We start from the raw sequence: 12497 nt of genomic DNA, 5'->3' as shown, positions 1-12497 counted from the left end.
ATAAAATAAAAAGCAGTTCTTTTAAAAGACGGGATTTATATGTCTTTCGCCGTGAAAGGATCTGTGTGAAAATTTGGAGCAAGTCATTTCAGAGCCCGCCGCGGCGGATTACGATTGAGAAATTTGTTTAGATTTAAAGACTTCTTCCTGCGGTCGAAGTGAAAAAGACAATTATCACACTATCTCAAAAACGGGAATCTAAATGTTTAAGTTTTAAAAAAGATTCCCGCATTCACGGGAATGACAAATTTTTTTATCGATTTTTGAAACAGTCTTAAATATCTGTTTGTAAATATATTATAAGCTATTTTTATTCCAGTACATTTACTTTTGCTGGACCATCGTCAGAAAATATTTTCCATTGAACAAATGCCGCCGCCAAAAATAAAATTATAGAAAGCCAGTAAGCAAATTGATAATCGAGTGTAATAACGGCTTGCCCGCTTAATTTAACATCACCATCCATATTAATCTTAAGCAGAATTAAAAAGATTGCTCCAAGCGCCGATAACACAATATTTACAAGAGATAGTGTCCTCATCTTTACAAAGCTTATAGCTAGAGCAATAACAGCAGTAAGTAATGCAAACAAAGCCAATGGCTGAGAATCTACTTTTTCATTTTCTTTAGCTTCGCTTGTGGTTGTTTCACCAAACATACTATTAGCTTTATAATCTGCTCCTGTAATAAGCTGGAAACCTGATAAACTCATAATTGTTTGCCCGCTGCACGAAAGATTTACAAAGGGAAGAAAAAACAGAAGAATAATAATTCCATAAAACCCGGGTGAAAATTTTTTTAACGGCTCCATGCGCACCTCTTTAAATAATGAAGAAATATATACTTGAACTCAATAAGCAACCTATATTAATAATCTTACAAATTTCTTGTGCTAAATGTATCACCCTGTCGTATATCCCCGGAAGTAAAACCCTTATAAAACCATTTTTTTCTTTGCTCTGATGTTCCGTGAGTAAAAGATTCCGGGACAACATATCCTTGTGCCTGTTTTTGAATGTTATCATCACCCACGGCGCTTGCTGCATTTAAAGCTTCTTCAAGGTCCCCGCTTTCAAGAAGATCTTTCTGTTCTGTGTAATGCGCCCAAATGCCTGCATAAAAATCTGCCTGTAATTCTAATCTTACAGAATATTTATTATACTCTTCTTCACTTAATCGCGAACGAAGTTCATCCATTTTATCCATTACTCCGGTTAACTTTTGTATATGATGACCAACTTCGTGAGCAATTACATAAGCCATTGCAAAATCACCCGGAGCTTTAAAACGTTTTTGCAGCTCATTAAAAAAACTTAAATCGATGTACAGTTTTTCATCACCGGGACAATAAAACGGACCCGTAGAAGCGCCCGCAACACCGCAAGCTGATTGAACCTGCCCGCTGAACAACATCAATTTGGGTTCGCGATAATTTGCACCCTTTTTTTAAAGATTGCATGCAAACATCTTCGGTTTCAGCAAGCACAACAGAAACAAATTGTGAAAGCTCTTTATCAGTTGCACTTTCAACGTAGTTTGAATTGGTTGTTTGGTCCGTTGTTTGGATATTTTGTAGAATTGAAGTAGGATCTCCGCCAAGCAAAAGAACAACAAGTACAATCGCAATTGTTCCAATACCACCGCCAACTATTCCTTTTCCTCCTGGCGACATACCGCGTCTGTCTTCAACATTCGAGCTTTCTTTTCTGCCTTGCCAACGCATTTTTATCCTTTCCCTTTAATTGTAAATGCTCCTTTAGTAAAAAGATGTTTCCTGTAAAAATTTGTGGTTAAAGATATTTTATATTTTATCAACTATCAATTAAAGTTATAAACGTTTTTAAAAGTATTTATGCTTTAAAATGGAGAGATAAAATCTTTCCTAAAAGATGTCATCTCTTTTCAACTTTTAACTTTCTTTTTTGAGCAACATCAGTTCTTGATTCAAAATTTCAACCGCTTATCAAAATACCCTTTATATGCATAATACAATTTGTATTTTAGCCTATCACATTTAATTAATATTTCGGATTAACCATAAAATACATTTTAGTTTTTCTCATCTCTGCTGTCTCGATGTTTGCACAAATAAAAGCAGATGATGTAAAATCGTTTACACTAAAGAACGGAATGAAAATTTTTGTTCTTGAAGACAGCTCAATTCCAAATGCCAATATGTACTTTTTTTACAAAGTTGGATCCCGCAACGAATACATTGGCATAACGGGAATTTCACATTTCTTTGAACACATGATGTTTAATGGCGCAAAGAAATACGGACCCAAACAATTTGATCGCGTTATGGAAGCTAATGGCGGATCAAATAACGCATACACTTCAGAAAACATTACTGCTTACACAGATTGGTTTCCTTCAAGTTCACTAGAAGTTATGTTTGATCTTGAAGCAGATAGAATTGCAAACTTAAACTTTGATCCTAAAATGATTGAAAGTGAAAGAGGAGTGATTTTATCCGAAAGAAGTACGGGATTAGAAAACAACCCACTAGAACAGCTTTGGCAAGAAACTCAAGCAACCGCCTTTATTGCTCACTCTTATCAGTGGCCGGTAATTGGATGGGAATCTGATATAAAGAATTGGACAAAAGAAGATTTGGAAAATTATTTTCATACTTATTATGCACCAAATAATTGTGTTGTTGTAATAAGCGGCGATGTTAAGCTTGCCGAGGTTAAAAAACTTGCAGAAAAATATTTTGAACCGATTCCTGCAGGTCCAAAACCAAGAAACTTACATACTGTTGAGCCCGAACAAACAGGCGAGAGAAGGCTTTTTGTAAAACGCGAAGTTCCATCACCCTATATAATGATTACATATCATGTTCCACAATCAGGAAGTGATGACTATTATGCTCTTGATTTGTTAAATTCAATTTTGTCCGAAGGCGAATCATCAAGACTTTATAATTCAATTGTGGAAAATCAACAACTTGCTTTAGAGGTTGGATGTTTTTATCCGGAAGCCTTCGATCCAACATTATTTTACTTTTATGGAATTTGTAATGATGGAGTTTCCGTAGCAAAATTGGAAAAAGCTATGCTTGATGAGGTTGATAAAATAGTTAAAGAAGGAATTAGTGAAAGCGACCTCCAAAAGGTAAAAAACCAAAAACTAATGGGTTTTTATAAAACAACAGAAACCATAAACGGGATGTCAAACACTATCGGCACTTATGAATTGTTTTTTGGTGATTATAAAAAAATGTTTACCGCTCCGGATGATTACAAAAGAGTTACTGCAGAAGAGATTAAAACTGTTGCCGCTAAATATTTTACAAAACAAAACAGAACTGTTGGCGTTTTAAATACGGAGGAAGTACAATGAAAAAAATATTATCAATAATAATGTTAAGCGTTGTTCTTTACTCGATTACTAACGCACAATTCAAACTTCCAAAGTATGAAGTTGTTACGCTTGATAATGGTTTAACAATCTATTTAATGGAAAAGCATGATGTCCCAGTCCTTTCTTTTTCGACTGTGTTTGATGCCGGGGCAATAAGAGATGGAAGCTCAAATGGTCTGGCCTCTTTTACTGCAGAAGCTTTGAAATTTGGGACAGTCAGTTATACAAAATCCCAAATAGATTCCGTTTTTAATTTTTACGGAAGCAGTTTAAAACACTTATGCAAGGCTGGATTATTCTGGTGTATCCGCCCAGTTTATGAAAAATGATCTAGACAAACTTTTACCTGTTATAAAGATGTAATAACAAATCCAACTTTTCCCGAAGAAGAAATTGTTAAAAGAAAACAACGTTGGATTGCGGAACTTGATCAGGCAAAGGAAAGTCCAAGACAGGTAATTGGGGCTTATTACAATAAGTTTTTATTTGCTGATTCTCCTTACGGAAATCCTGTTGACGGCACTAAAAAGAGCGTTGAACAAATTAGCCAAGACGAAATAAAAGGCTTCTATCTAAAGAACATCAGATCAGAAAATTGTGCAATTGCAGTTGTAGGTGATTTTGATTCTGGCAAAATGAAAGTCAAATTAATTGAGCTTTTTTCTAATTGGCGAGTAACGGCACCAAGATTAATAGATGATTCAAGATTTACAAAAAAAGATTTGAAAGAGCCATCTGTTTATCTAATCAATAAAGACAACGCAACAGAAACCACTTTTATGATTGGCGGATTTGGCGTGCCAATGAGCAATCAGGATCTAATTCAGATTGATGTTATTAATACAATTCTTGGCGGCAGATTTACAAGCTGGTTAAATGATGAACTTCGGGTAAACGCCGGCTATACTTACGGTGCACGCAGCCGGTTTGTGTCTTATAAAACGGCAGGAACGTTTTACATAAGCACCTTTACCGCAACTAAAAATACGGAAGAAGCAATTGATCTTGCCGTAAAGACCTACAATAGACTTTTTGAAAGAGGAATTGATGAAACAACTTTAACCTCTGCAAAAATTATGTTAAAGGACAGTTTCCGCCTGATTACGAAACCTCTGGCGCACTTGCGGGATTTTAACACAAAATATATTTATGGATTAGAAGACTCATACATTAACGATTTTGAAATAGCCGTCGATGGAATGACTGTTGCCAAAGCAAACGAAATCATCAAAAAATATTTTCCAAAAGATAACTTACAGTTTGTGTTAGTCGGCAAAGCTGATGATATACGGACGATCGCAAAAAAATATGGAACTGTGGTTGAAAAAATATTAGCGAGGATGGATTTTAGATTAATGTACACTTAACAATGTACAGCGAATAATTAAAGCACGATTGAGAAATTCTCAGTCGTGCTTTTCTTAAAATAAAACGTGATAGAATCCACATAAATCTTAATTTTATTTAAGACCGGATTTTTGTAGATATAATTTTATCGCCAACTATCTGATTCCATTCATTTTCAAATAAATCTTTGTAATCATAGTAAAGACCAACGGAGTAGCAATCGGATTCTAAATTTCCTTTTTCAAAATTTACATAACCGCCGTAATCCCAATCAAAGCCCGAAAAAGTAAAGTGTTTTCCGTTTAGTTTAACTAAGTCTTTTAATTCAACCCCGATTTTAATTCCATTATCAATTTCCCAAACAGAATTATCACCATGAATTTCTATCCATTCCGGATTTTTAAAATTAACAGTGTCTTTCCACTTGATAAAAAATGATTGCGGAGTATCTTTAAAAAAACAGATCCAAGAATTCTTTCTGTTCCCTCAGCATACCAACGTTCAACTCTATCAACATTTTTTTGCCAACAATTTTTATCAAATCGTTTTCAGCTGATTTTGAATTTAAAATACTGTTGCCGGCACAGGGGATAAAACAAAATCGCTTTTAGGTTGAGAATAAACTATTTGAAATAAAAAGAATACGGTTAATGCTAGTATTTGCCTCATAAATGTTCCCACAATGTAAGTTTTAAATTTCTACTCTTGCTAAATTAAAAAAAATGTTATTCTTTTGATGGCTTCCACTTATTCAAAAACGCAATAAATTTTTCTTTATCGTAATCTTTATCTTTTTCTAAATCACCCGTGTTTTGACTATGCAGAAGTTTTCCGGTTTGATCTAAAACAAAAAATGCGGATAGCCTTCAACTTTTGGATACTGTGATAAAAAATCTTCGTTTTTATTTTCTTTACTGTAATTGATTTTTAAAACAATAAAATTCTTTTCAAGCGAAGTTTTTATTTCTTCTGTACCGCGCATAAAAGCATCTATTCTATGGCACCAAATGCACCACTCGCCACCAACATCCAAAATTATTCTTTTGTTTGATTGTTGTGCATTTTCAACTGTGATTTTTAAATCATCAAATGGATTTCTAGTTGGGTCAAATTTTTCAGCTGTACTTTCTGTTTGAGCAAGTATTGTAATTGAGGTTATCAAAAAAGTAAAAACTAAATAAATGTATTTCATAAATAGCCAAAGAATTTTGTTAAACTATATATTTTATCGCTACAAATCCGCCAATAAGTAAAACAGTGAACGCAATTGCAAGCCAGTTAAAATATTTATCAATAAATGTTTTTATTTGCGGACCAAATTTCCAGATCAAATAGGCTACTAAACAAAATCTTGCACCACGACTTATAATTGAAGCTACAATAAACATAATAATATTGATATTGAAAGCGCCGGAAGAAATTGTAATAATTTTATAGGGTATAGGTGTAAATCCCGCAGTAAATATTATCCAAAAATCATATTGCTCGTACATTTTTTGGATTTTAAAAAATGCTTCCGGTGTAAAAGATGGAATATTATTAAAGAAAAATGTTGCAATTCCTGTGAACTCATTTGTTGGTGTCCACCATAAAAAATGTCCAATCGCATAACCAAATAACGCTCCGGTTACAGAAGCGATGGAACAAATGGCTGCAAACTTAAATGCCTTTTTTTGCGAGCCAAGAACCAGGGCAATTAAAAGCGCATCGGGTGGAATTGGAAAAAATGATGATTCCGCAAAAGCAAGAATAAACAGAGCAACTGCCCCATATTTGGTATCAGCCCAATGAAGGACCCAATCGTAGAGTTTTCGAATAATTTTCATAATTAGGACTAAACTTAAAGCATTTTAAGTGAATCTAAAAACCTAAATCTCACACTATTTTCTAAATTTTCTTTATCTGCGACTTTTTAAATGAGCCAATTTAAAACCACTTTTACGCATGTACAGATAGAAGCCAAAAAGTATTTTTTAACAAAACAAAAACTACAGGTTTACGTAGTGCGGCAGGCAAAAATAGATTTTACTTTTTGAGTGAAAATTGAAAAGATCTTAACTAACATAATCTACAAACAACAAAGAGGCGTAAAATGAAAAAATCTTTTCCCTGTTTCTAATAATGGGTGTTTTACTTGTGTTGGGCTGCAGCGATAATGCAACCGGACCAAATACTGGTGGGCTTGGTGGTGGCGGTACAACAGGCGGGGTTACTTTACAATCGGCCAAACCCAAGGCTCACAGCAAGGCAGTACAATGTTTACATTAAAACCAAGTGTAGATGTAACAATAACCACGATAACGGCAAAACTTCCGGCTCAACAATTTGAGGATCTATTAACAAATCCAAATCCAGATGCTGTGGTTTCTTCTCAAAACACCTATGAATTAGAAGAATATACAGGAGTTCAAGCCGGTCAACAATGGCAGTTTGTTTTTGTTGGCAAGATAGGTAGTTCGACAGGTGCGGCATATACCGTAACCGCAAATTATACAGTACAATAATTAACTATAAACTAATTCGGAGAGAATAATGAAATCGTTCAAAAACTTAATTGCATTTTCAATAATATTTTTACTTTCTTCTTCAATCTTTGCACAAACAACGGTAATGATTGGACCAAGAGTTACTGGAAACTTTAACATATATAATCAAAAGGGCTTAACAGGTACCTGGAATGGCGTCGGTGTTGGTTTTGGACCAACCGTTGACGTAACCTTCGGAAAGCATATTGGAATAATGGTTAACCTAACAGCTTTTGATATGAGAAATTTTTCAAACTCACAAACCCAAGGCAATACAACACAAGATCAATCTCTTACGCTTTCATATCTAGCTCTTGATCCCATGTTTAAAGCAGACTTTTCTGGATTCTATATGGTAGCAGGTCCATCTCTTGGAATAAAACTAAACTCGAGCGGTGAAACTACTGTTACTGTAACGGGCCAAGCTCCGCAAATAAATCCAATCAATATTGAAACAAAATCACTCAGATTTGATATTGCCGTTGGAACTGGCTACACATTTAAACTTTCATCAGATATGGGATTGGGAACTGATTTTATGGCATACATTCCACTAACAGATACTTATAATACTCCGGGCATTAGTAATAGCATCTTTTCTATGAAACTTGGTGTTTCTCTTAAATTTAAAATATAAGTTCTCTCCTCGTTAGTTAAGACCCCCGCAAACCCCCGAAGAATTTTTCGGGGGTTTTTTACAATCCGTAAAAATTATCAAATACAAAAGGTTATTTTTCTTAAAAAGCATCTCCCTTCGTTTTTTATTCATTATCGAGGATTTAGGGATAACCATTATATGGCACAATATCTGAAATTATACTTGCAACTTCGGGCTTCCAGTATCACTTAAACTACATCCTATAACTTGTTTATAATAAGCTTGTTAATTTTATAAAACTAGTTGACATTGTAGATTTTTGTGTACTTTTGAGTGTCCGAAAAAACGAGGTCTTAACTAACAACAATTAATGGAGTATTTATGAAAGAATTTTCTTCTTTCTATAGATCAAACCTTTTAATAAAGGTTTTTGTATTAACATTTATTTTTCTCTTTTCTTTACCTTCTTTTGCACAAGAAGTGGTAAAAAAAGATCTACGATATGGCGGGTATGCAAGGTTATACAGTATGGGCGATAACCCGTTCATTGTTGATCCTGATAACATAAAATCTAACCCAGCATATTCCTCGATGTATTCAAATTTCCTTTGGGGCGATATTGGCAGCAATAATGGAATTGCTGACGAAGGGATTGGACAATTTGCCGGATTTAACTACAGCCTAAATAAAGAATTTACTTTGGGTGCTTTGCTTGCTAGAAATGATTTTAACTCAAGTTCTATCGGATCGCTGGATCCAGGTGGATTGGTTAATCTGGTAAATACTAATGCAACAGGAGCGGATATAGTTGCATTAAATAACAATTTTGAATTATTAAGTTCATATCGCTTTGGAAATTTTGTTCTTGGTTTGGGATTATCATACGCCTCAACCACAAATGATTTTACTCCAGCAACTGGTACCGGTGATAAAAACAGCGCTAGCCAGCTAGGTGTAAATGTTGGCTTTATGGCTGATTTATCTCCAAGTTTTAAATTCGATGTTGATTTTGCTCTAGCTTTGCCTTCAGCTACTTATGAACCAGGAACGGGAGATAAGGTAAGTGCTTCCAATACATTTATGGCAGCAAACGTTAGAGCTTTTCTCAAGCTATCTAACAAATTTACATTGGTTCCAATTGTTGGATTTTACAATGGATCGGGTAAAGTTGATGTTGGCGCACAATCTACAGACTTACCATCTATGATGTCACTGAGTGCTGGCGTGGGGCTTGCTTATCAAGTTGAAAACCTGATAATTTCTGGCGGACCATCTTTTGCATATCAAAGCACAACAACCGCCTCAGTAGCAAATGCTTCTCCGGAATTAAAAAACTCGACCCTTACCTTCCCAGCTTGGAATCTAGGTGCCGAATGGTATTTCACTGATTGGCTAATCGGTAGATTGGGATATGTTGCCAGCACTTATTCTCGCACCAACCAAACATTTGCAAGCTCAACCACTGTTGATGAGAATAGCAGAACCGGTTTTGACAATGGTGATGTAAGACTTGGTGTAGGTTTTAGATTTGGTGGATTTAATCTTGACGCAACAGTAAATGACGATGTTCTAAGACAAGGTCTTAATCTTATTGGCGGCGGCACAAGAACCTTTGCTTATCTTTCCGCAAGCTACGGTTTCTAATTTTTGTAGCAGGCTGTCTACTATAGGCAGCCTTAAATTCATAAAGTCCATTTTAAAATGGATTTGCTAAAGAGTTTTTTTTTTAATAAGTTTGTAGTGGTCTTAATTAACTAATCTAAAATAAATATAAGGAAAACTTATGAAACAGTTACTTTCTGTTCTATTACTTGCTGTGCTATTCACTGGTTTTATTAATGCCCAAGGTAAAATGGCTGTTGGTGTTCAAGCTGGTGTTGCTATACCAATGGGCGATTTTGGTAATGGTTATAAAATGGGATTTGGAGGACAAGGTAATTTTGCATATCACATAAATCCAATGCTTGATGTTACTGGTTCAATTGGCTATTTAACTTTCAGCGGTAAAGAAGCTGATTATACTTTTAGTAGTGTTCCTGTTATGGCTGGTATTAGATATGCTTTTGGTAAAGGTAATTTAAATCCTTATGCTTCTGGAGAACTTGGATTGCATTTTTCTTCATTTAGCAGCCCTGAAATAGTTATTCCAGGGTTCGGGACAATTGGAGGTGGTTCTGCTTCTTCAACAGATTTTGGAATTGCTGTTGGCGCAGGTTTCTTATATCAATTGGGTCCTAAACTAGATCTTGATGTAAATGCCAAATTCAATAATATTTTTAGTGAAGGAAGTTCAACTAATTTTATTAGCATTATGGCTGGCGTGTTGGTAGCATTATAATATTATTCTTTATTACAATATAAAGCAGTGTCATTCGGCACTGCTTTTTTATTTTAAAATCTCACAAAATATTTCTTTGCTCTAACCAATCCTCAATCCAACAAATAGCTTATTGCACATTTGAATTGGTAAAAAACTCTTCCTATTTTTTAAATACATTAAATGTTTTTTCAGATTTACGGGAGATGTTGTGAAAAAATTTTCTTTTTTATTTTTTGTCTTATCTTTTTTCATCATTTCTACAAACGCTCAGGTTCGTTTTGGTTTAAAATCCGGATTAAATATATCATCAATTCATGGCGATGACGCAGGAGATTTAGATTCTAAATTTGGTTTCGCTGGCGGATTCTTTTTTATTATATCAAACTAAAAGCTTCTATATCTTACAACCCGAGTTATCCTATACGATGAAAGGCGCAACTACAAAAATTGGACCTGTTAGTTTTACATTAGCTTATGACTATGTAGAGGTTCCTATACTATTTAAGTTCGCACTTCCTTTAAATGACAGCCCAAATATAAAACCATCTGTATTTGCAGGGCCATATATGGCGTTCAAAACAAAAGCTAAAATAATCGCTAAGGCAAATGGGGAATCTGACGAAGCAGATATAAAATCAGTTACCTCAAGAGATTATGGAGTTCAATTTGGCTGCGCGTTGGGTTTTAATCTGGGGAAAATATGAATTGGGTTTTGATATTAGGTATAGTCTTGGTCTTTCTTCTATGGATGAATCAATGAATCATTTTGATGTTAAGAATAATGTATTAAACGTCAATCTCTATTTTTGTTTCGCAAATATGCAAAAACCTAATTAACCTAAATAATTTTGTTGTTCTAGGTTTCCGCTTTCTTTATTGATTCCTTATTTTTCCGCAATAATTTTTAGAGGTTTAAATGAAATTTGAACGTAGTGCAGGAATTTTATTGCATCCAACTTCTACCGGGTAAATATGGAATTGGTGATCTTGGAGACGATGCTTTTAAGTTTATAAATTTTTTAGAAAAAGCCGGACAAAAACTCTGGCAGGTTTTTCCACTTGGTCCAACCGGTTACGGTGATTCGCCGTATCAATGCTTTTCTGCATTTGCAGGCAATCCAAATCTTGTTAGTCCTGGATACATTAATGGAAGACGGTTTGCTTCGTGACTATGATTTGCAAAATATCCCCAAACATAGATCCAGCATTTATCGATTACGGCGAAATAATTGAGTATAAAAAATCACTGCTTAAAAAGGCATTTATTAATTTTAAAAATCATCAAGAAAAGTTTGAAATAGATTTCAATAAATTCTGCAAAGAAAATAAAATCTGGCTTGATGATTTTGCTTTTTTTATGGCTGCAAAGAAGCGCAATGGCGGAATTGTCTGGAGATTGGGATAGCGGTTTAGTTCTTCGCAAGAAAAATCTTTGGATGAATGGAAAAAAGAAATTATCCGATGATATTCTGTATCAAAATTTGTTCAGTTTATTTTTCTTCAAACAATGGACGGCTGTTAGAGAATATGCAAACAGCAAAGGAATAAAGATAATCGGCGATATGCCTATTTTTATTGCTTACGATAGCGCTGATCTGTGGGCAAACAAAGAGCTTTTTACGGTTGATGAAAATGGAAGTCTTGAAACAGTTGCTGGTGTACCGCCAGATTATTTTTCTGCAACCGGACAGCTTTGGGGCAATCCGCTTTATAAATGGAAAGAAATGGAAAAGATGATTTTCTGTGGATGAGAAACCGATTCGAACAATTATTTAAAATGGTTGATATCGTTCGTATAGATCACTTCAGAGGGTTTGAAGCGTTTTGGGAAATTCGGGTGATGCATTGACTGCGGAAAACGGAAAATGGGTAAAAGCACCAGGACACAAATTATTTAAATCAATAAAAAACACCTTGGCGATGTTCCGATTCTTGCAGAAGATCTTACGTAATTACACCAGCCGTAGAAAAACTTAGAGATGATTTTGAATTTCCGGGAATGAAAATATTACGCCTGCTTTTGGAACTGATATGGAAACAAAATTTTCCGCATAATCTTTGTCCAAAACGTGCGTTGTGCTAACAGGTGCCTACGATAACGACACACAACCTCGTGCTTACCTTTGAAAAAGCTAAGCTTGACAAAACTGATATTTATGATCATACACAAAAAGTACTTCAAATTATTTGGAGATGATATTTTATGAGTTGATAAGATTAGCCTATAGATCAGCGAAATATTGTTGTTGTTCCGATGCAGGATATTCTCAAATCTTGGTGTAAGCGAATGAATTTCCTGGAAAGCTCGGTGGCAATTGGATGTGGAGATTTACCTGGGATC

The 12497-nt window shown here is 34.8% G+C and carries 15 protein-coding genes and 2 pseudogenes; 13 read left to right on the top strand and 4 right to left on the bottom strand.

The genetic code is table 11. The features are described from left to right. Nucleotides 1-310 precede the first annotated feature (310 nt). Both IPJ23_00085 and IPJ23_00080 read right to left on the bottom strand, forming a co-directional pair. On the bottom strand, nucleotides 311-811 hold the full coding sequence (locus IPJ23_00085) for a hypothetical protein (protein ID MBK7629152.1): 501 nt from the start codon (nucleotides 809-811) through the stop codon (nucleotides 311-313). A gap of 65 nt (nucleotides 812-876) precedes the next feature. Beyond that, a pseudogene (locus IPJ23_00080) lies at nucleotides 877-1723 on the bottom strand (zinc metallopeptidase). Nucleotides 1724-2076: 353 nt separating this feature from the next. Between IPJ23_00080 and IPJ23_00075 the strand changes: the two are divergent. Together IPJ23_00075 and IPJ23_00070 are read left to right on the top strand one after the other, a co-directional pair. Continuing rightward, entirely contained in the window at nucleotides 2077-3345 is a 1269-nt protein-coding gene (locus IPJ23_00075; GenBank protein ID MBK7629151.1) for an insulinase family protein, read from the top strand. Further along, nucleotides 3342-4733, top strand: a pseudogene (locus IPJ23_00070) (insulinase family protein). The gene IPJ23_00075 and the pseudogene IPJ23_00070 overlap by 4 nt, the downstream one beginning before the upstream one ends. Before the next feature lie 821 nt (nucleotides 4734-5554). On the opposite strand, the gene IPJ23_00065 reads toward IPJ23_00070, so the two are convergent. Together IPJ23_00065 and IPJ23_00060 are read right to left on the bottom strand one after the other, a co-directional pair. Further along, nucleotides 5555-5905: a thioredoxin family protein gene (locus IPJ23_00065; protein ID MBK7629150.1), complete on the bottom strand. Its 351-nt coding sequence runs from the start codon at nucleotides 5903-5905 to the stop codon at nucleotides 5555-5557. A 19-nt stretch (nucleotides 5906-5924) separates the two neighbouring features. Further along, nucleotides 5925-6539 (bottom strand): DedA family protein, encoded by a 615-nt coding sequence (locus tag IPJ23_00060; protein ID MBK7629149.1) that lies wholly within the window; start codon nucleotides 6537-6539, stop codon nucleotides 5925-5927. Nucleotides 6540-6834: 295 nt separating this feature from the next. Between IPJ23_00060 and IPJ23_00055 the strand changes: the two genes are divergently transcribed. The 11 genes from IPJ23_00055 to IPJ23_00005 all read left to right on the top strand — a co-directional run bounded on the left by IPJ23_00055 (nucleotide 6835) and on the right by IPJ23_00005 (nucleotide 12005). Then, nucleotides 6835-6981, top strand: coding sequence for a hypothetical protein (locus tag IPJ23_00055; GenBank protein MBK7629148.1), 147 nt, complete (start codon nucleotides 6835-6837; stop codon nucleotides 6979-6981). After that, nucleotides 6969-7217: a hypothetical protein gene (locus IPJ23_00050; GenBank protein ID MBK7629147.1), complete on the top strand. Its 249-nt coding sequence runs from the start codon at nucleotides 6969-6971 to the stop codon at nucleotides 7215-7217. Before IPJ23_00055 ends, IPJ23_00050 begins: the two co-directional genes overlap by 13 nt. 28 nt (nucleotides 7218-7245) lie before the next feature. Next, entirely contained in the window at nucleotides 7246-7875 is a 630-nt protein-coding gene (locus IPJ23_00045) for an outer membrane beta-barrel protein (GenBank protein MBK7629146.1), read from the top strand. Nucleotides 7876-8217: 342 nt separating this feature from the next. Then, the gene (locus IPJ23_00040; GenBank protein ID MBK7629145.1) at nucleotides 8218-9480 is read left to right on the top strand and encodes a hypothetical protein; all 1263 of its coding nucleotides are present in this window, start codon (nucleotides 8218-8220) and stop codon (nucleotides 9478-9480) included. Nucleotides 9481-9619: 139 nt separating this feature from the next. Continuing rightward, nucleotides 9620-10174, top strand: coding sequence for an outer membrane beta-barrel protein (locus tag IPJ23_00035; GenBank protein ID MBK7629144.1), 555 nt, complete (start codon nucleotides 9620-9622; stop codon nucleotides 10172-10174). Between the two features lie 190 nt (nucleotides 10175-10364). Beyond that, on the top strand, nucleotides 10365-10544 hold the full coding sequence (locus IPJ23_00030) for a hypothetical protein (GenBank protein ID MBK7629143.1): 180 nt from the start codon (nucleotides 10365-10367) through the stop codon (nucleotides 10542-10544). Then, nucleotides 10504-10860 carry an outer membrane beta-barrel protein gene (locus IPJ23_00025; GenBank protein MBK7629142.1) on the top strand — a complete coding sequence of 119 codons (357 nt, stop codon included), beginning with the start codon at nucleotides 10504-10506 and terminating at the stop codon, nucleotides 10858-10860. The genes IPJ23_00030 and IPJ23_00025 overlap by 41 nt, the downstream gene beginning before the upstream one ends. Before the next feature lie 219 nt (nucleotides 10861-11079). After that, entirely contained in the window at nucleotides 11080-11325 is a 246-nt protein-coding gene (locus IPJ23_00020; protein ID MBK7629141.1) for a 4-alpha-glucanotransferase, read from the top strand. 2 nt (nucleotides 11326-11327) lie between these two features. Then, the gene (locus IPJ23_00015; GenBank protein ID MBK7629140.1) at nucleotides 11328-11561 is read left to right on the top strand and encodes a 4-alpha-glucanotransferase; all 234 of its coding nucleotides are present in this window, start codon (nucleotides 11328-11330) and stop codon (nucleotides 11559-11561) included. Beyond that, entirely contained in the window at nucleotides 11533-11907 is a 375-nt protein-coding gene (locus IPJ23_00010) for a 4-alpha-glucanotransferase (GenBank protein MBK7629139.1), read from the top strand. Before IPJ23_00015 ends, IPJ23_00010 begins: the two co-directional genes overlap by 29 nt. Further along, entirely contained in the window at nucleotides 11904-12005 is a 102-nt protein-coding gene (locus IPJ23_00005; protein MBK7629138.1) for a 4-alpha-glucanotransferase, read from the top strand. Before IPJ23_00010 ends, IPJ23_00005 begins: the two co-directional genes overlap by 4 nt. Nucleotides 12006-12497 lie beyond the last annotated feature (492 nt).

This window comes from Ignavibacteriales bacterium (genome assembly GCA_016709765.1).
Lineage (GTDB): Bacteria > Bacteroidota > Ignavibacteria > Ignavibacteriales > Ignavibacteriaceae > IGN3.
The sequence above is the reverse complement of the archived record's forward strand: the minus strand, read 5'-3'. Positions and strand labels throughout refer to the sequence as shown.